17 protein-coding genes are annotated in these 17,556 nt (G+C 56.5%); 9 read left to right on the forward strand and 8 right to left on the reverse strand.

Going from position 1 to position 17,556, the window contains the following annotated elements:
- Nucleotides 1-17: 17 nt before the first annotated feature.
- Nucleotides 18-734 carry a TetR/AcrR family transcriptional regulator C-terminal domain-containing protein gene (locus KQX66_RS07925; protein ID WP_216791789.1) on the reverse strand — a complete coding sequence of 239 codons (717 nt, stop codon included), beginning with the start codon at nucleotides 732-734 and terminating at the stop codon, nucleotides 18-20.
- A gap of 161 nt (nucleotides 735-895) precedes the next feature.
- On the opposite strand from KQX66_RS07925, the gene KQX66_RS07930 reads away from it, so the two are divergent.
- Nucleotides 896-1,264 carry a VOC family protein gene (locus KQX66_RS07930; RefSeq protein ID WP_216791791.1) on the forward strand — a complete coding sequence of 123 codons (369 nt, stop codon included), beginning with the start codon at nucleotides 896-898 and terminating at the stop codon, nucleotides 1,262-1,264.
- A 60-nt stretch (nucleotides 1,265-1,324) separates the two neighbouring features.
- Here KQX66_RS07930 and KQX66_RS07935 read toward each other — a convergent pair whose 3' ends face one another.
- Complete coding sequence (locus tag KQX66_RS07935) at nucleotides 1,325-2,728, reverse strand: TraB/GumN family protein (RefSeq protein WP_216791793.1); 1,404 nt, start codon at nucleotides 2,726-2,728, stop codon at nucleotides 1,325-1,327.
- 331 nt (nucleotides 2,729-3,059) lie between these two features.
- Here KQX66_RS07935 and KQX66_RS07940 point away from each other — a divergent pair, with 331 nt between their 5' ends.
- From KQX66_RS07940 to KQX66_RS07965, 6 genes are all read left to right on the forward strand, one after another.
- The gene (locus KQX66_RS07940) at nucleotides 3,060-4,055 is read left to right on the forward strand and encodes an ABC transporter permease (RefSeq protein ID WP_216791795.1); all 996 of its coding nucleotides are present in this window, start codon (nucleotides 3,060-3,062) and stop codon (nucleotides 4,053-4,055) included.
- A 1-nt stretch (nucleotide 4,056) separates the two neighbouring features.
- A complete protein-coding gene (locus tag KQX66_RS07945) occupies nucleotides 4,057-4,938 on the forward strand; it encodes a carbohydrate ABC transporter permease (RefSeq protein WP_216791797.1) in 882 nt (293 codons plus the stop codon).
- A 90-nt stretch (nucleotides 4,939-5,028) separates the two neighbouring features.
- Nucleotides 5,029-6,561 carry an extracellular solute-binding protein gene (locus tag KQX66_RS07950; protein ID WP_216791799.1) on the forward strand — a complete coding sequence of 511 codons (1,533 nt, stop codon included), beginning with the start codon at nucleotides 5,029-5,031 and terminating at the stop codon, nucleotides 6,559-6,561.
- A 103-nt stretch (nucleotides 6,562-6,664) separates the two neighbouring features.
- On the forward strand, nucleotides 6,665-7,924 hold the full coding sequence (locus KQX66_RS07955) for an alpha-L-fucosidase (protein ID WP_216791802.1): 1,260 nt from the start codon (nucleotides 6,665-6,667) through the stop codon (nucleotides 7,922-7,924).
- 131 nt (nucleotides 7,925-8,055) lie between these two features.
- The gene (locus KQX66_RS07960; RefSeq protein ID WP_253957011.1) at nucleotides 8,056-8,979 is read left to right on the forward strand and encodes a helix-turn-helix transcriptional regulator; all 924 of its coding nucleotides are present in this window, start codon (nucleotides 8,056-8,058) and stop codon (nucleotides 8,977-8,979) included.
- Nucleotides 8,980-9,077: 98 nt separating this feature from the next.
- A complete protein-coding gene (locus tag KQX66_RS07965; RefSeq protein ID WP_216791804.1) occupies nucleotides 9,078-9,560 on the forward strand; it encodes a GyrI-like domain-containing protein in 483 nt (160 codons plus the stop codon).
- Nucleotides 9,561-9,650: 90 nt separating this feature from the next.
- Here the strand turns inward: KQX66_RS07965 and KQX66_RS07970 are convergent, their stop codons facing one another.
- Both KQX66_RS07970 and KQX66_RS07975 read right to left on the reverse strand, forming a co-directional pair.
- Nucleotides 9,651-10,124, reverse strand: a complete 474-nt coding sequence (locus KQX66_RS07970; protein ID WP_216791806.1) for a hypothetical protein — start codon at nucleotides 10,122-10,124, stop codon at nucleotides 9,651-9,653.
- 43 nt (nucleotides 10,125-10,167) lie between these two features.
- Complete coding sequence (locus KQX66_RS07975) at nucleotides 10,168-10,647, reverse strand: hypothetical protein (RefSeq protein ID WP_216791808.1); 480 nt, start codon at nucleotides 10,645-10,647, stop codon at nucleotides 10,168-10,170.
- Nucleotides 10,648-10,791: 144 nt separating this feature from the next.
- On the opposite strand from KQX66_RS07975, the gene KQX66_RS07980 reads away from it, so the two are divergent.
- Complete coding sequence (locus KQX66_RS07980) at nucleotides 10,792-11,307, forward strand: TlpA family protein disulfide reductase (protein WP_216791810.1); 516 nt, start codon at nucleotides 10,792-10,794, stop codon at nucleotides 11,305-11,307.
- Between the two features lie 72 nt (nucleotides 11,308-11,379).
- Here KQX66_RS07980 and KQX66_RS07985 read toward each other — a convergent pair whose 3' ends face one another.
- The 4 genes from KQX66_RS07985 to KQX66_RS08000 all read right to left on the reverse strand — a co-directional run bounded on the left by KQX66_RS07985 (nucleotide 11,380) and on the right by KQX66_RS08000 (nucleotide 16,330).
- Nucleotides 11,380-12,594, reverse strand: coding sequence for an ABC transporter permease (locus tag KQX66_RS07985; RefSeq protein ID WP_216791812.1), 1,215 nt, complete (start codon nucleotides 12,592-12,594; stop codon nucleotides 11,380-11,382).
- 1 nt (nucleotide 12,595) lies between these two features.
- Nucleotides 12,596-13,282: an ABC transporter ATP-binding protein gene (locus KQX66_RS07990; protein ID WP_216791815.1), complete on the reverse strand. Its 687-nt coding sequence runs from the start codon at nucleotides 13,280-13,282 to the stop codon at nucleotides 12,596-12,598.
- Nucleotides 13,282-14,217 (reverse strand): hypothetical protein, encoded by a 936-nt coding sequence (locus KQX66_RS07995; RefSeq protein WP_216791817.1) that lies wholly within the window; start codon nucleotides 14,215-14,217, stop codon nucleotides 13,282-13,284. The genes KQX66_RS07990 and KQX66_RS07995 overlap by 1 nt, the downstream gene beginning before the upstream one ends.
- A gap of 61 nt (nucleotides 14,218-14,278) precedes the next feature.
- On the reverse strand, nucleotides 14,279-16,330 hold the full coding sequence (locus tag KQX66_RS08000) for an alkaline phosphatase (RefSeq protein WP_216791819.1): 2,052 nt from the start codon (nucleotides 16,328-16,330) through the stop codon (nucleotides 14,279-14,281).
- A gap of 266 nt (nucleotides 16,331-16,596) precedes the next feature.
- On the opposite strand from KQX66_RS08000, the gene KQX66_RS08005 reads away from it, so the two are divergent.
- A complete protein-coding gene (locus KQX66_RS08005) occupies nucleotides 16,597-17,541 on the forward strand; it encodes an ABC transporter permease (RefSeq protein ID WP_054974440.1) in 945 nt (314 codons plus the stop codon).
- The last annotated feature ends 15 nt before the right edge of the window (nucleotides 17,542-17,556 follow it).

The raw sequence follows: 17,556 nt of genomic DNA on the forward strand, positions 1-17,556 counted from the left end.
TGTCGAACCGCCAAGCCTTACTCCTGCGGCAGTTTGGTTGAAAAGCCTTCGATCAACACGCTTAAGCCAAAAGAAAACTCCTTTTCCCAATCCGTATTCGTGATATGGGGGGCCAGGCGGATCGTATTGGGGAAGTGCTCCTCCGGCAATTGTTGAAAAAACCGGCTGTACCGCTCGCCCATGGCTTCAAACGAACCATGATCTTCATCCCCGGCAAAAGCGTGAAGCCGGGTTTCTTCGGCGACGAATCCCAGTACATAGTTTTTCAGCATGGACGCGATCCACGGAATTTGAGGGTCGGCGAAGCCCGCCGAGACGAAGAGTTGATAGAGCTTTTCGATTTGCGTGAGACGCTGATAGCCTACCCCGATGGTAAGCTGGAACAGCTCTACCGCATCCCGGTGCTGAAGAAGAACTTTCCTGAACTGAATTCCCCATTGCAACACTTGCTCTTTCCATGGAAGCGACGCCTCCGGCCAAACCATTTCCCCGCTGATTTTGTCCGAAAGCAACTGCATCAACTGCTCTTTATCTTTGAAATGATAATATAAGGAGGCGGTTTTGACCTGCAGCTTGTCTGCGATTTTGCGCATGCTGAGTTCCTTCAGGCCGATCTCATCCAGCACCTGCAGCGCGGTTTGAAGGATACGAACCCGGTCGAGCGGAATATGTGCAGCTTCTGCCTCCGGCCAACCCAGGATGGAGTCCGGGGGAGAGATCCTTTTCCTAGCCATGAGAATTCACCCTTTCCGTTGACAAGTATACCATATTCGATTATTCTAACACTATTAGATTAATCTAATATATTTAGATTAAAAGGTGATCCTGGTGAACACCTGCGATAAAGTACATATTCTGCCCTGCGGTAGAGTCAAAGTTATAAGGAGGCAACTGTATGAAACTGAACCACTTGAATCTTTGCGTCAACGATCTGTCCGAAGCAACGGATTTTTTCCAGAGCGTATTCGGCTTTCAACTGCTCGGCCAGAAAGGCGACGCTCTCGCCGTGATGAGCGATGGAGAGGGCTTTACCCTTGTGTTGAGCCGTTTTGGCGAAGAGACCGTAACTTACCCGAAGGATTTCCACATCGGTTTTTATGTTGAAACGATGGCCGAGGTAGATGAGTTCCATGCCAAGCTCGCTGCCGCCAATATTCCTACGGAACACGGTCCCAGAAAAATGAGAGGCGGCTACACCTTGTACTTTATGGCCCTGGGCGGCGTGCTTTTTGAAGTCACGTCTTTCTTTCGCGAATCCGCATGATGAATAACAAAAGCCGCCCTGTATCGAATGCGCTTCGATCCGGGGCGGCATTTTTATCGCCTATTGAATAAATTGCACGTCGTAGCCTTTTTGCTTCAATTGATCGAGAACCATATCTTTCACCGCATAGTGCGCCGCACCGATGACGACGAAATAGGTCGATTTACCGTCTTTCTCCAACAATTCCGCCAGTTTTTTCGCCATGTTCTTGTCCCGTTCCCCGAGCAGTTTTTGAGCCATCCCGCTTTGGGTAAATTGCTGCGAAGAAGCGGCGAAGGCTTGGCTAAAGCCGTCCAGGTCCCCCTTGGCCCACAGCTGCTGCCATTGCTTGAACTGTGCAGCCATATCCGGAGCATTGGCGTCAGGCGTTAACAGCTGGTCCAGCACCGCGTTCAATTCTTTCTCTTGCTCCTGCGGGGACGCGCTGCTCAGAATATCGCCTTGGAGCTTGAATCCTTCCAGCTCCTGAACCGGTTTTCCGGCCAGCTTGGCGCTCGACAGGAAGTGCAAATCGACACCCGAAGCGGTCGCCTGCGCCAACTCCTCCGGAGACTTCATGAGCCCCATCAGGGCCAGATTGGAATTGATCACCCATGGCTTAAGCTGATCGAAGGCTTGCTTGGGCAGTCCCAATTTGTCGATTACGCGCCCCAGCTTTTCATAGGTTTCTTTGGATACGTGATCCTTCAGCGTCGTGCCGTCGTTATAGCTCGTCAGACTGGCGAAATACTCCAGTCCGGCCGTGTCGTCCGGCATGAGATTCACTTCGACCAGCAACTCGTCGGACGATTGGAACGCATCCTTGACCTCTTTCCGCATCGGATACATCTCGGGAATCCCCAGGTGAATCGATCCGAGCAAATACATCGTATTGTTGCCCTTCGTCACTTTCCAGAAAAGCCCTTTTGCCCCGCTGTCGGCGGCTTCGTAGGCATATTCGATGACCCGGCTGGCCAGCACGACCGCCTGCTCGACGGTACACGGTTGATCCAGCTCCAGACCGCTGCCCGTTCCCTGGACGATGCCTTTCTTCTGCAAATACGCAATCGGCTCAGCATCCTTATCCATCTCGAAGGCTGCCGGCAGCTCGTACTGCTTCAACAAACCGAACAAAGATTGGAGAACGGTGTCTCTAGTGATCGATGCGGTTCCCGATGGCAGCGTGAACTCGCCCTTTTTGCTTAATCCCAGTGCATCCAGCTTCGCTCCGGCCGCTTGAACTAACGATTGAAATCTATCATGAGCGATCGGTTTTTGAAAGGTTCCGTCATAGTACCAGGACTGCGGGAAAATGCCGTATTTTTCCCCTTCGTTCAGTACGCCCACCGACCATGGACTGATCTGAGGCGTAACCTGCGGCGCTTCGTTCGCCAGTGCGGGTACGACAGTTCCGAGCATTGTGGTGACGGCGAGCAAGCCCCCGGCCAGACCGCGTTTCCACTTGTTCCATGTTCCAGATTTCATGTGATGCTGCCTCCTAGATGTATGTAGTAGAATCATAGATAAAAGCAGTACTGATTATAGACCTTTCATCTGGGAAATTCAACCATGGGTTGGAAAACGCGTGCTGCAGTCATGCTCATTTTTTGTATTGCCGGAGAAGACAAGAAGTGGGCATGAAGCGCATAAATCGTGTACAGGCGCGTCTTTTCGGCATCTGTCGCGAGGGACGATGCTCCTTTTTTGCCCGGTTACCGCTCCAAGAATTGCGCCTTGCTGCCATCTCCGCTTCGCTGTACGATGCAGACATATTCGATCGAAGACGGATTGATCTGACAACGCAGGAGGTGGAAGCATGAGTTCATCCGAAACGGAAGCAGTTCGCGGTACGAACGTTCCGGCCGGCTTGCGGAAGAAAGGAGCCGGGCCGAAGACAAACGGCTTCATTAAGGAATGGGCGGTCGCTTTGCGAAGAGATAAGGGCTTGTACTTGCTCGCGGCGCCGGGATTGCTGTTTTTTCTCGTATTCAAATATTTCCCGATCTGGGGATTGGCTCTGGCCTTCAAGGATTACTCGCCTTGGAGCGGCTTCTGGGGCAGCGAATGGGTAGGGTTCAAATATTTCCAGGAATTTTTCTCGAACCCGGACTTCTGGATTTTGTTCCGCAACACGATGGGGATCAGCTTCATGAACATCTTGTTCTTCTTCCCGATGCCGATCGTGCTGGCGCTGCTGCTGAACGAAGTGCGCGTGCTGTTCTTTAAGAAATTCGTGCAAACGGTTATTTATTTGCCTCACTTTTTGTCCTGGGTCGTCATTGTGGGCATCTGCTTCCTGCTGCTCAGCCAAGGCACCGGCGTGGTCAACCAATTGATAACGGAATCCGGGGGCAAGTCGATTGCTTTCCTGACGAATCCAGACGGCTTCTGGCTCATGCTGACCGCGCAGAGCATCTGGAAGGAAGCGGGCTGGGGGACGATTATTTTCCTCGCGGCGCTTACGGCCATTAACCAGGAACTGTACGAGGCGGCCCAGATCGACGGGGCGAACCGCTGGAAGCAGATGCTGAACATTACGCTGCCGGGCATCCGCAGCACGATCATCGTGCTGTTCATCCTGCGGCTCGGACAAGTGCTGGAAGTCGGCTTCGAACAAATTTACCTGATGGCGAGCGCGCCGGTATCCAGTGTAGCCGACGTGTTCGACACCTACGTCTACCGCGTAGGCATCCTGAACGGCCGGTTCGGCTATGCAACCGTCGTCGGCGTCTTTAAATCCGTCGTCGGTCTCATCCTCGTCGTTACGGCCAACCGTCTCGCGAAGCGTTTCGGAGAGGAGGGGCTCTACTAACATGAAAGCATCGGCCTCTTACCGTTTCTTTCAAGCGGCGAATTACGTGCTGTTGACCGTCATCTCGCTGCTGACGCTGCTGCCTTTTCTGTATGTGGTGATCGTCTCGTTCACCGACGCGAACGAGTACGTGACGAAGTCAGTCGTTATTTTTCCGGAAAAATGGAGTCTTGACTCGTACCGGTACATCTTGTCGACAGGGACGTTCATCCGCTCGATGGGAATCAGTGCGGTGTTGGCCGTCGTCGGTACCCTGCTCAGTCTTGTGGTGACCAGCTCGCTCTCGTATGTGCTGTCACGCAAGCGGCTCAAGGGCAAGCAGTTTTTCCTCGTGGCGATTTTGCTCACGATGCTGTTTCAGCCGGGGATGATTCCGAACTATATGCTTGTGGACAGCCTGGGTCTTACCGATACGATCTGGGCGCTCATTTTGCCGATGCTGACCGGGGCCTGGTACGTGTTCTTGATGAAGAACTTCTATCAGGACGTGCCCGCCGAATTGGAGGAGGCCGCCAACATCGACGGCTGCTCGGACATCGGGGTCTTCTTCCGGGTCATGCTGCCGCTGTCGCTGCCGGCGCTGGCCGCTTTCGGACTGTTTTTTGCGGTGGCTTACTGGAATACGTACTTCAGCGCGGTACTGTATATTAACGACGACTCGCTGCGGCCAATGCAGGTGCTGCTCCAACTGCTGTTGATTCAGGCGTCCACGCAGGTGGCCGATCCGAGCGTTGCAGCCATGATCCAAAGCGAGCAGACCGTGCCGCCCGATGTCATCAAAATGGCTGCCGTCGTCATCTCCTCGCTGCCGATCGTTGTGATTTATCCGTTTTTGCAGAAGTATTTCGTCAAGGGTATGATGGTGGGCTCGGTCAAAGGCTGATGCATTGTAGTCTGACCGTGTCCGGCCGTTCACCGATAAAAGAAACATTCGCCTCGCATCCGGAAACATACTTAAGGGAGGTCATCTTGAATGAAAACGATGAAAACAATCGCAGCAGGCGCCGTATCGGTCGCCCTGGTCGCTTCGCTCGCCGCCTGCGGCGGGAAGCCGTCCGACGCTCCGGCAGCTCAAGGGGACGGCAAATCCGGCAAGCCGATGGATATCACCGTCACGACGATCGCGTTCAGCGCGGCGCCGACCGGAGAACTGGAAGGGCTCAAGAAGATCGGCGAGAAATTCAACGTCAATCTGAAAATCAATTACATCCCGGCCAACAACATCACGGAAAAGCTGAACGTGCTGCTGGCATCGAGCGACATCACCGACGTGATGTTCGTGGAGGATTTCAACACGACGCCGAGCTTCCTGAATGCGATCGACAAGGGCGCGTTCTGGGAACTGACACCGTTTATCAAAAATTATCCGAACTTATCCAAATATCCGCAAAACGTTTTTGATAACGCCTCCATTAAAGGCAAGCTGTATTCGCTGCCGCGGGTGCGTCCGCTGGACGGCTCCGAGGCGCTCGTGCTGCGCAAAGACTGGCTTGAAAAGCTCGGCATGCAGCCGCCGAAGACAATGGATGAGCTGTATAACGTGCTTACGGCCTTCGCGAAGAACGACCCGGACGGCAACGGCAAGGCCGATACGTACGGATTGGCGCTCTTCGGTTCGCCGGGCCCGGCCGGGTATCTGATCAGTATGTTTGGCGCGGGAACGGGCTGGCAGAAAGGCGCGGACGGCAGCATCACCCCGAACTGGATGACGCCGCAGGCGAAAGAGGCGATGCAGTTCTGGAACAAAACGTTCCAATCCGGAGGCATCATGCCGGATCTGCCGGTCATGAAGAGCCAGCAGGTGCGCGATATGCTCGTGCAAGGAAAAGCCGGTGCGGCGATCACGAACGTCTCCGACGCCTATAAATTCAATCAAGACTTGAAAAAAGCGAACCCGAACGCCAACCTGGTGGCCTATGAGATTCCGAAAGCTGCGGACGGCAAAGCGCATTACGAGCAGGCTATCGGCTATTACGGCCAATTCCTCGTCAGCAAGAAAGTAAGCGAAGAGAAGCTGAAGCGCATTCTGGAAGTGTACGACTATACCGCTACCGAGGAAGGCTACAATCTGGGAACGTACGGCATCAAGGATACGGACTTCACCATCGGCGCGGACGGCGCGGTCACACAAACGGAAGATGGCAAGAAGAAAGGCTATTCGGGCGACTCTACGGGCCAATGGGTAACCGGCTATTACAACAAGTATTTGCGCGCCAGCGTGCCGGGCATGCCGTCTGACGTACTGGAATACAATAAAAAGCTGGTCGATACGATCGCGGGACAATCCGAGCCGAATCCGGAGTTCGGGCTGCCGAAATCGGCGCCGTTCAAGGAAAAAGGAGCCGACTGGAACAAAAAGATCAACGATATGATGATCAACGTCATTATCGGCAAAGCGACGATCGACGATTGGGACAAATTCGTCAAGACGATGAAGGACGACCCGGGCTATCAAAGCCACATCAAGGAAATGAACGATAGCTTTAAGGCCAAGGGTCAGAAGTAGGCTGATGAACCAAGCCCGCCTGTACTCCTCCAAGGGAGTGACAGAGCGGGCTTGGCTGCGAGGCTGCCCGAAAATTCGAAGAAGCGGAAGGAGATGTGCCGGCATGATGAAGCATGAGCCTTTGTTAGCTATACCGACGGAGCAGCAGCTCCGCTGGCAGGATATGGAGCTGGGGATGTTCTGCCATTTTGGCATCAATACGTTTTGCGATCAGGAATGGGGCGACGGCTCGGACTCGCCCGAGCGGTTCCATCCGACGGTACTGGACGCCGTTCAATGGGTAAGGACCGCGAAGCGGGCCGGGTTTCGCTATTTTATATTGACGGCGAAGCACCATGACGGCTTCTGCCTGTGGCCGACCCGGACGACGGACTATTCGGTGAAGTCGAGCCCGTGGCTTGACGGGAAAGGCGACGTCGTGCGCGCCTGTGCGGAGGCCTGCCGAAGCGAGGGGCTCGGGTTTGGTATTTATGTATCGCCGTGGGACCGGAATGCGGCCTGCTATCGGGATCGCGCCGCTTATGACGACTTTTATGCCGAGCAATTGACCGAGCTGCTGACGCAGTACGGACCGCTCGTCGAGGTATGGTTCGACGGGGCCGGGTCCGAGGGCCGGGAGTACGATTGGCCGCGCATCATCTCGCTCGTCAAACGGCATCAGCCGGACGCGATGATTTTCAACATGGGGGCCCCGACGATCCGATGGGTTGGGAACGAGGACGGCGTCGCGCCGTATCCGTGCTGGAACACGGCCGAGACGGCCCGGGTCAGCATGTTCACCGAGGCGGCCGTGAACTGGCTGCCGGAGACGCCGGCCTGGCTGCCGGCCGAGTGCGACGTACCGATCCGCAAGAATCACTGGTTCTGGCATCCGGACGACGAAGCTCGCCTGTTGAGCCTGGAGGAGCTCATGGACGTGTATTACCGCTCGGTCGGGCACGGAGCAACGCTGCTGCTGAACGTAGCTCCGGATCGGCGAGGGCTGCTGCCGAAGGCGGACGTGGAGCGCGTGCTGGCGCTCGGGGAGGAGATTCGCCGCCGTTTTGGCAGCCCGCTCGCCGAGGTGAAGGACGCCGAAGGCGCGGCGGAGTTGGTGCTGGACGAGCCTATGGAGCTGGATCATGCGGTGCTCATGGAAGATATCCGGTATGGCGAGCGCATTCGGGAATATTCGCTGGAAGCGATGCTGGACGGACGGTGGATTGAGCTCGTAAGAGGTAGCGCTGTAGGTCATAAGAAGATCGACCGGTTTGCTCCGGTCCGTACCGATCGGATTCGTCTGAACGTCTTGGACAGCGCCGCCGTGCCGAAAATCCGTTCAATGTCCGTTTATTGCGTTACCGGGGAGGAACGGAATAAATAGAGGCCGTCGGCTCCAGCCTGTCCTTTCTGCTATAATGATCGTAAAAGGCAACGGAGGGGCTGTTGACGAACGATGGCAGCTCCCCGTAATGACACGGCGGGAGGGCGGAGCATCTGAGAACGGATCGTTTATTGGCGATCACCGTGCTGCTGCTGAATCGAAAAAGGCTTAGCGCCAAAGCACTGGCCGACCGGTTTGAGGTATCCACCAAAACGATTTACCGCGATATCGAGGCGCTTAGCCTGGCGGGCATTCCGATCGTCGCGCATCAGGGGACGACCGGCGGTTTTGAGATTATGGAGCAGTTTACGATCAGCCGTCAATTTCTGGCTCTGGATGAGCTGTTGTCTATGCTGGCGGCGGTTCAAGGCATACGCACGGCGTTCGACGACCAGTCGGTTTCCAACCTTCTGGAAAAAGTAAAAACGATGCTGCAGCCGACGGAGCGGGAGCTGCTGGAGCAGGGCGGAGCGCCGCTGACATTCGACTTCAATCCGTGGGGGCAGAGCGCGTCGGCAAGGGCGAGGGTTCAGGCACTAAGAACCGCGATCGGGGAGCGTCGTACGGTTACGTTTCGCTACACGAATCTGGAGGGAGAGGGAACCGAACGGACCGTGGAGCCGATCGGTCTGATCCTGAAAGGCTACCTGTGGTACTTGCATGCCTACTGCACGCTGCGGGGCGAATTTCGCGTGTTCCGGTTGTCCCGGGTCCAAGAGCTGCGCGTGACGGAGGAGCGTTTCGAGCCGCGTCCGGCGCCGGCCTTGCACTCGTATTCCTGGCAGCCGGAATGGTCGGAGTCCGGTGCTTTGGATGTGGTGCTGACCTTTCGGCCGGAAGTCCGCGACCGGGTGGAGGATACGTTTCCGACGGAGCAGGCGGAGCGGCTGCCGGACGGCTCGATCCGCATCCGCGGCAGCTATCCGGCCAACGAGTGGTTTTACGGCTGGATGCTCAGCTTCGGGGACAAGGTGAGAATCGACGAACCGGCGTTTATGGCGAGGGAGCTTAAGGATCGGGCGCAAAAGATTATCGCACAGTACGCCGAACTATGACAGGGTGCTGTCCAATTTTGCATCGTATACTAAGAAACGAAGGTTACAGAACATCGCGATGACCGATGACAACTATACGATGAAAAGGGGACGAACCCATGGAAACCAGCTTTGCTTCCAAACCCGCCATGAACCTTGTCGGCGTGAGCGCCCGAACGACGAATCAGCGTGAAACCGGCCCGGACGGGGCGATTCCGCGGCTGTGGAACGATTTTTTTGCTGCGAACTTGTCCAAGATCGACGGGGTGAGCGAGCCGCATTTGACCTACGTGCTGTACACGGGTTATGAGAGCGACGTGAACGGAGCTTACACGGTGCTGATCGGGCATGCGCGGGCGAAGGAGGCGGCGCCGGAAGGATTGGCCGTAGAGGCGGTTCCGCAGGCGCGGTATGTCGTGTTCAAAAGCGAGCGGGGCCCCGTGGCCCGCGTCGTGACCGAGGCGTGGCAGCGCATCTGGGCGTGGTTCGAGACGTCTTCGTACGAGCGCGCCTATACAGGCGACTTCGAAGTATACGATGCGCGCGGCTTTGACCCCGGCGATGCCGAGGTCGAGATTTACGTGGCGGTACGCGAGGCCTGATCCGGCCCGAATCGGTTAACAGCTAGCTTGCTAGGAAATGAGGAGGGGACCGTGCGACGGTTCCCTTTTAAATTTTGCCTATGTCCGGGCTTATTTCGTTTTCTTCTTCCATTTTTTATAATTGAAAATGAAATTATTTTTTTCCGTATGTACGCGATACTGGTGCAAGTTGGCCTTGACCGTTCGCGATCCGTCCGTTCCAACTTTAATTTTGAGCGACTTGACGCCGGACTCGACCGGAATGACCAAGTATCCGTTATGGGATTTGTCCATTTCAAAGGCTTGTTCGGAACCATCCGGAAACACAGCTGTAAAGACGGCATCCGCGTTGGAACTGATCACGACCCGATAAATCGAACCGTCTACACCAGGTTTCAGCTCCTCTTTTCCGTCTCCCGATGTAAAGAAGAAGCTGCCCTCTTTCGAGGTTTCGACAGAAAAATAATCCATAACGTCATTCGACTTGTTCCTTATGCCAGGCGGATCGTTCTGGGGTTGGTAGGCGTAAGCCGCTGTCGATCCGGTCAAAGAGAGGCACAATGCCAACAGTAAAAGTTTTTTCATCTGCTTTCCACTCCTGAAAATAATGTTTTAGCTCAAACACGGCTCAATAATGGCAGTTGATCTTGTTCCAAGCCTCTGTATGCTTCGTCTTGGGAGAGAAAATGCAGGCCTGATGCACACCGCCGAGGTCGAAGGTCAGAATGGTGTAATACGACTGGCGCTTCCCGTCCTCCATAAACGTGATGTCGGCGCGCCCGTCCATATGTTCCCGGTCGTGGGGCACCTTTAAGTTGGCGTATTCGACAGGGTAGAAGCCCTGTGCTTTCAGCTTATGCATGGCGGAGATCCATTGGGTTTTAACGGCATCGCCGGGTTCGTCGGCACGAGGATTCCGGCTCAAGGACTTCGAAGCCTTCTCGTAATCTCCGCCGGAGACGGCGCTTAGGAACGCTTTCGCATCTTTTGTGTATTGGGGACCGAGATACCATCTCAAGGGAGCGAACGGGTCCGTGAAAAAGATCAGAACGCCAACGATAGCGATAAAAAATAAGGGAATAGCGAGCAGCAAACGAAACCTGTTCATGGTAACCCCCGTATAAATTGCATTGGCAACCTAATTCTACCATTGGAAGTCGTTCTTTCACAATTCCCCTTGTTGATATTCGGAAAACATTCGACCGGTACAATAAAGGGGACAGGCTCGACAAGGACGGATGGTGACGGTGAAATGATGAAAAGAAAAGGGATGCTGCTTCTTCTGGTCGCGCTGGTATCCTTGGTGCTGTATTCCAAGCTCCCGGCTCGTGCTGGAACGGCGGCGAAGATTGGGGCTCAGGCGCCCGCTTTCGCGCTCCCGGCATTGGACGGACAAACGTATACGTCGGAGCAATTTCGCGGCAAGCCGTTGATCATTAATTTCTGGGCGTCATGGTGCGAACCGTGCAAAGCGGAGGCTCCGGCGTTGGCAAGGCTGTACGAGCGGTATAAGGATCGGGTGGGGCTGGTGGCGGTCAACATTACGGCCAAGGACCGGATCGAATCCGTCCGGGAGTTCGTTTCGGAGCATGGCCTGTCGTTTCCGGTGCTGCTCGATGAACGGGCGGAGACGGCTCAGGCGTACCGTATCGTGCCGATTCCGACAACGTACCTGGTGGACCGCAGCGGAATGATCGCGGATAAAATGACCGGTGCTGCCGACGATGCTACTTTTGAGAAAAAAATAACGGCGCTGCTGCAGCGTTAAAACGGTGAATCGCCCTCTTTCAGCCTTTTCCGAGCTGAAGCGAGGGCGACTCGTCGTTTTTTACAAACTTGATTATGCCGTATGCAAATAACGGGCTGTTTCCGTCCGGTAAGCGCCGACGGCGGGGAGAATGCCCGCGACCATGCCCAGCAGCGCAACGCCTCCGATAACGGCAGCTGCATCCCAGCTGTAAGCGACCGCAACCGTCACGGATATTTGCGAGCCGATATAGTCCGACAACAGCCAGGTGAGTCCGCCGCCGAGCGCCGTGCCGAGCACGCAGCCGAAGACGACCACCAGCACGGATTCGAGCAGCACGATCGTGACGACGGCGCTGCGGCTTGCGCCGATGGCGCGCAGGATGGCGACGGTCCGTCTTCGTTCCACGGTGGAGCCGTACAGGGCCAGAACGACGGTCAGCCCGGCCATGCCCAGAACGACATAGCTGATATATGTCAAAATTTGCTCGCCGCTGCCCATCATATCGAAGATTTTGGCGATGACTTGTCCGGGAAATACCGCCTGCGCCTCTTTGCCCTGATTGATCTCCTGATACATCTTCATCAGGTCCACGTAGCTTCGCGGCTTCACCAAGGCGGCGGTCACGCCATGCTCGTTTTCCTCGTGCTTTTGCTCCCCCGCATGCTCATGGCTGATCCAGTAGCTGTCCATGCTGACGTAAATCCCTTGATCCGAAGGGGCCGATACGCCGTGCAGGATGCCGACGACCGTGTAAGGATGGTCCTTGTGGCCTTCGTCGTGCTGCAACGATTTGGCGACGCCGTGACCGGAAATGAGCCGGTCCCCGACCTTGAGCCCGGTTTCTTTGGCGACCTTGGCGCCAAGCACCGCTTCGAACGGCTTGTCGAACAGCCGCCCGGCCGCGAGCCGGAAATAAGGCGGGTCGCTGGGCTTCCCTTTCAGTGCGAAGAAGGAAGGGGTTGTGCCGACGAGCCGTAACCCTCGGTAATTGTCGCCGAGCGCAAAAGGAACTGCCTGGGTGACCCGGGGATCGTTCTCAAGCGTATGGTAATAATCCAGCGAAATATTCGCCAAAGGGTTATCCATCAAAAAGATCGTGTTGAACACAAGCTGGTTGGCGCTGCCCTTGGAGCCGACGATCATGCCGAACGGCTCGCTCGCTTTGACGATGCCTTGCTTGATGCCTGCGGAGAGCATCATGATGCTGAGCGTCATCGCGACGCCGATGCTGACAACGATGACGGTAATGAGCGTTTGGACCCGCCGGTTCATGAGGTTGCGCCAAGCCATGTGCAGCAAAGACATGTTACCCGACCTCTCTGGTATCGTAAATGGAAAGCTCCCGGAGGCTCACGACGCGGTCCAATCTGCCGGCCAGCTCCGGGTCGTGAGTGCAGAGCAGTAGGGCCGTCCCGTTCTGCTCGCAAGCTTCGGCCAGCAGCGAAAACACCTGCTCCGCATTGGCGTGGTCCAGACTCGCCGTGGGCTCGTCCGCCAGCACAAGGGCCGGGCGGTTCGCCAGCGCCCGCGCGATGGAGACGCGCTGCTGCTCGCCGCCGCTGAGCTGGCCCGGCTTGTGGTGAAGCCGGTGCTCGAGGCCGACCTGCGCCAGCAGCTCGCCGGCGCGCTGCTTTTGCCCCTTCGGCGGGACGGTTTTGCCGAACTGCATGGCCGCCAGCACGTTCTCCAGCGCGGTAAAGCCCGGCAGCAGGTTGAAGCTCTGGAACACGTAGCCGATATGCTGCGCGCGGAAACGGTCCAGTTCCGCTTCGCTCAGCCGTTCGAGCTGCCGGTCCAGCAGGCGGATGGTGCCGCTTGTAGGCCGCAGGATGCCGGCGATGAGCTGGAGCAGGGTGCTTTTGCCCGAGCCGCTCGGTCCGACCAGGGCCACCCGTTCGCCTGCGATCATGGCAAAATGGGAAATGTTCAGCACGTGCACCTGCTGCTTGCCCGGAAGGGGATACGACTTGGTCAAGTTCTCGGCATGCAGCATTACTTCAGCACCTCCACGCTGTCCGCGTTGATGCGGATCAGGCTGACGAAGCCGGTCTCTTCGTCCGTCTGCGAGCCGACGCTGAGCGTGCCCGTCACTTTGACCTGATGCTCCGTCGGCGTCACGTCCTTGCCCTTGGGCATAAAGACGACGACGATATCCGCCGGCCAGTCCGCATCGGTCGAGCAGAACGGGCAGACGGTGAGCGCGACTTTGGTCAGCACGAAAAAGTTGACTTTGGCGGTCAACGGCGGAGCCATGAAACCGGTCATTTCCACTTTTTTGCCAGCCAACTGATTCACTTGATCCGATAGCTTCACGCCGCGCACGGTCATCTCGGAATACAGGTCCTCGAACGTCAAGACAGGCGTTTTGCCCGCTTCCTTCACGATATTTTTCGGCGTCTCGGGCTTAGCTTGCTTGGCCGCCGCCTGTTCGGCGGCAGGCGGCTTCTCTTGCGGCGGCTCCGTTCCGGCTGCCGCGGATGCGCCCTTGGCGGCCGCATCGGCCGCTGCTTGCGCGCCGCCGGGAGCCGCTGCGCTTCCCTTGGTTGCATCGCCCGCTGGGGCCGTGCCTGCGGGCACGGTAGCCACTGCCGCTGCACTGCCCGCTGCGCCTGCGCTCGTGCTTGCCTGCGGGGCTCCGGCAGCCGCGTTCTGCCCGCCGCCCGCTTGCCCTGCATCCGCCGTCGCCGCTGGCTGAGCGGCTTTGCCGGCCTCTCCCACGCCGGCGGCCTCCGCTCCTGCGCCTGCCTGCTTCGGCTGCGCTCCGGCAGCCGAAGTCTCCGCCGCCGGGGCGGACGCTGCCGCCGAAACGGAAGAATCAACCGGCCCCCCGGAAGACAGGGGAACCGGTTGATTGCAGCCGGGAACGAGGAGCGTAACGGCGATCAGGCCGACGGTTAAGGCGGTCATGCCTCTTGGTTCAAGCCGCATGGGTAACGCCTCCATTCACTCCGTAATTTCCGTATATCGTTTGATCTCTCACACGCCTTGCTTACTTCGCGAGCACTTCCAGGATCGAGCTGCCGGACACGAACGTCGTGCCGTTCTCGAATTTATGCTCCAATGTAACATCCTTGCCGTTTTTGGTCGCTTTGCGGCTGTTCAGATTCAAAACAACCGTGCTGTCGTTAACTTGGATCGTAATTTCTCTTGTCGACGCGTTGAACTTCACCGTACCGCCCATCATGTTGACGAAGTTGGCCAGCGGAACCCAGTTTTTGCCGTCCGATTTCGCATCGGATACGTTCAGGCCAAGCGCGTTAGCCATGCCGAAGAACACATCGGTGTTATCCATCGTGCCTTTGAAATATTGCGACCCTGGGCCGTAGGCCATCAGCGGCACGTCATCGGCCGTATGCACGCCTACGCTTTCCGCCGTCGGGTTAACGGTGCCTTGCCGCAGGAAACGGTCGCGGTTCGGATCGTCGGGATTGGCCAGCTTCGCCGGGTTGGCGACATAGCGTCCTTCTTTGTTTTTCACCGACGGGGAAGTCGGCACCGGATCGAATTTGTAATCTTCGTAGTAATCCGGGTAGGACCCGAATACGACAGCCAGCTTGCGGTCTACGTCCGGATGGTCCGGGAATCCGTCGCCGTTGCCGTCGACATACGTCGGGAATTTGGAATCCTCATACGTGCGGAATGCTTCGCGACCGGACTTGCCGTCGCCTTCCCAATACGTGCCCGCGACGCTGACGGAGTGCGAGTGATCCGCCGTGACGACGATCATCGTCTCGCCGTTCTGCTCGGCGAAGCGCTTGGCTACGCCGATGGCTTTATCCATCTCGATCGTATCGTAAGCCGCGCGCTCCCAATCCAGCGGGTGAAGCTGCTTATCGATGCTTGCACCTTCAACCATCAGGAAGAAGCCCTTGTCGTTTTTGCTGAGCGTATCGAGCGCTTTTTGCGTCATGTCCCACAGGTTCGGCTGATCCGTGAACGACTTCAGCTCCGCTTTGTTGTTCGTCGAGCGGTCGTAGTAGACGCTCATGTCCGCCGTGTGGAACAGGCCGAGCAGCTTGTCAGGCGCATTCGCCGCTTTCAGCTGGGTGGCGTTCTCTGCGATCGTGTAGCCTTTTTGCTGGAACATATCGAACAGGTTTTTCTCGTCCTTCCGTTTGGAGCCCGGCGTCGATTTCGGGAGGAAATAAGCCGATCCGCCGCCCAAAATCACTTCCGGCTGCAGCTTGTACAGCATTTCGGCGATATCCGCCTTGTCCGAACGGCGGCGCGTATGGGAGACGACGGCGGCAGGCGTCGCATCTTCGATCTCGGACGTCGAGACGACGCCGACCGACATGCCGCGGGTGCGCTTCAGCATTTCCGCCAACGTCTCGACCTTCGGATCGTCGAGCGAGCTTTCCGTATTGTCCGGGTAAATGCCCAGGCCGTTCACGGCGGATTTGTGGCCGGTATTGTACGCGCTGGCGCTGTTGGCGGAGTCCGTCACGAGCGCATCCATGCCGGAGGTCGTCACGACCGCGCGCTGATCGAATTTATCCATTTCGAGCAAGCCGTTGTATTTGCCCTCGGTGATCCCCTTGGACATGATGCGGGACATCGTCACATCCGGGAAAGCCATGCCGTCGCCGACAAACAGGATGACGTTTTTCGCTTTTTTGCCGCCTTGGTCGGCGAGCACGACTTCGTATTTCACGGTTTTCGCCAAGCCGTTGTCGGCTTTGACGGCGATTTCATAGGTGCCGGGCTCATTGATTTTGACGTCCCGGATCGTGAACTCCTGGCTTTTGTCCGTGTTGGTCTTGACAAGAGGCTTGCCGAAAAATTGCTCGGCCTCCTTGCCGTTCACCGTAATGCTGACGGACGACGGCATCGCCGTCAGGTGATTTAATTCCACACGGAAGTCGAAGAGGCTTCCGGCTAAAAATTTCGCTCGGTCGATAGGTGCAATGTAGACGGATGGAGCTTGCGCGGTTTCCGCCGCATAAGCCGCAGGTACAGGCTCGGTAACGAATCCCGTGCCGGTTGCGAGCAGGCTGCCGGTGACCGCGAGGCTGGTTAAGACTTTAAAAGCCTTTTTCATTATAAATAAGCACCTCCACTAGAATTGGACAACTCGATTATAGGCAAGTTGTGTAAAGGGGAATGAATGATTACGTTAAGAAATTATGAAGAATTTGACTTGCTTGTCCCAAGATGAACAAAACCCGAAAAAAAGCAACCCCAGCTGAAATTTTCCTCCTTACGCCGGAAGCGGCGGCCCTCTACAATGAAAGAGATGAAAATGCTTACATTACGAACGTGCGAGCCGGAGGTGCAGTAGATTTGAGCTCTAACACAGATACGCCGATTCGGCAGCAGGAGCCGGCAGCCCTGAGCCGTTCAGCGTCCAAGCTGCTTCGCAGGCTCTACGGACAGCGTCATCTGCAAGTCATGGCGCTGCTTGGCGTCCTATGGATCGTCGTTTTCCACTATGTCCCCATGTACGGCATTGTCATTGCCTTCAAGGATTTCAATATCACGGCGCCGATTTCCGCAGCGCCCTGGGTGGGACTGGAGCATTTCAAAGCTTTTCTGGAAGACGACAGTTTGGCCGATGTGGTCAAAAATACGATCGGAATGAGCGTGCTTAAGCTGCTCTTCGGATTCCCGCTGCCGATCGTCTTCGCGCTCTTCCTGAACGAGCTGCGTTCCGTACGCTACAAGAAGGCGGTGCAAACGATCTCGTATTTGCCCCATTTTCTGTCCTGGGTCATTCTGGGAGGTATCCTGGCGACCTGGCTGGCCGACGTCGGGATCGTCAACCGGCTGCTCCTGACGATGAACCTGATCGAGGAACCGATCAGCTATTTGGCCGAGCCCGGATATTTCTGGACCATTATCGTCACCTCGGACATCTGGAAGGAGCTGGGCTGGTCCGCTATCATTTATTTAGCCGCCATCTCCGGCGTTTCTCCGGAAATGTACGAAGCGGCGACGATCGACGGCGCAGGCCGGTTCCAGAAAATGATTTATGTGACGCTCCCGGCGATCAAAGGCACGATTACCATCCTGTTCGTTCTTGCCGTCAGCGGCATTTTGAATTCGAACTTCGACCAGATTCTCGTGCTCAAAAACCAGTTGAACGAGAGCGCCAGCAACGTCGTCGACGTGTACGTGTATCAAGTCGGGCTGAAGCAAAGCCGCTTCTCCTATGCAACGGCTGTCGGCTTGCTCAAATCGTTCATTTCGCTCGCTCTCCTGCTCTCGGCAAACTACATCACGAAGCGATTGAACAACACGTCCTTATTCTAGGAAAGGAGAGGATCG

Origin of the sequence: Paenibacillus oleatilyticus (assembly GCF_018998565.1) — a bacterium.
Taxonomy (GTDB): Bacteria; Bacillota; Bacilli; order Paenibacillales; family NBRC-103111; genus Paenibacillus_G; species Paenibacillus_G oleatilyticus.

What these genes read in the sequence shown, in the direction of transcription:
- KQX66_RS07950 (WP_216791799.1), top strand. Translation starts at nt 5,029, where the DNA reads ATGAAAACGATGAAAACAATCGCAGCAGGCGCCGTATCGGTCGCCCTG.
- KQX66_RS07955 (WP_216791802.1), top strand. Translation starts at nt 6,665, where the DNA reads ATGATGAAGCATGAGCCTTTGTTAGCTATACCGACGGAGCAGCAGCTC.
- KQX66_RS07965 (WP_216791804.1), top strand. Translation starts at nt 9,078, where the DNA reads ATGGAAACCAGCTTTGCTTCCAAACCCGCCATGAACCTTGTCGGCGTG.
- KQX66_RS07925 (WP_216791789.1), bottom strand. Translation starts at nt 734, where the DNA reads ATGGCTAGGAAAAGGATCTCTCCCCCGGACTCCATCCTGGGTTGGCCG.
- KQX66_RS07990 (WP_216791815.1), bottom strand. Translation starts at nt 13,282, where the DNA reads ATGCTGCATGCCGAGAACTTGACCAAGTCGTATCCCCTTCCGGGCAAG.
- KQX66_RS08000 (WP_216791819.1), bottom strand. Translation starts at nt 16,330, where the DNA reads ATGAAAAAGGCTTTTAAAGTCTTAACCAGCCTCGCGGTCACCGGCAGC.
- KQX66_RS07930 (WP_216791791.1), top strand. Translation starts at nt 896, where the DNA reads ATGAAACTGAACCACTTGAATCTTTGCGTCAACGATCTGTCCGAAGCA.
- KQX66_RS07985 (WP_216791812.1), bottom strand. Translation starts at nt 12,594, where the DNA reads ATGTCTTTGCTGCACATGGCTTGGCGCAACCTCATGAACCGGCGGGTC.
- KQX66_RS07935 (WP_216791793.1), bottom strand. Translation starts at nt 2,728, where the DNA reads ATGAAATCTGGAACATGGAACAAGTGGAAACGCGGTCTGGCCGGGGGC.
- KQX66_RS07995 (WP_216791817.1), bottom strand. Translation starts at nt 14,217, where the DNA reads ATGCGGCTTGAACCAAGAGGCATGACCGCCTTAACCGTCGGCCTGATC.
- KQX66_RS07940 (WP_216791795.1), top strand. Translation starts at nt 3,060, where the DNA reads ATGAGTTCATCCGAAACGGAAGCAGTTCGCGGTACGAACGTTCCGGCC.
- KQX66_RS07980 (WP_216791810.1), top strand. Translation starts at nt 10,792, where the DNA reads ATGATGAAAAGAAAAGGGATGCTGCTTCTTCTGGTCGCGCTGGTATCC.
- KQX66_RS07975 (WP_216791808.1), bottom strand. Translation starts at nt 10,647, where the DNA reads ATGAACAGGTTTCGTTTGCTGCTCGCTATTCCCTTATTTTTTATCGCT.
- KQX66_RS07945 (WP_216791797.1), top strand. Translation starts at nt 4,057, where the DNA reads ATGAAAGCATCGGCCTCTTACCGTTTCTTTCAAGCGGCGAATTACGTG.
- KQX66_RS07970 (WP_216791806.1), bottom strand. Translation starts at nt 10,124, where the DNA reads ATGAAAAAACTTTTACTGTTGGCATTGTGCCTCTCTTTGACCGGATCG.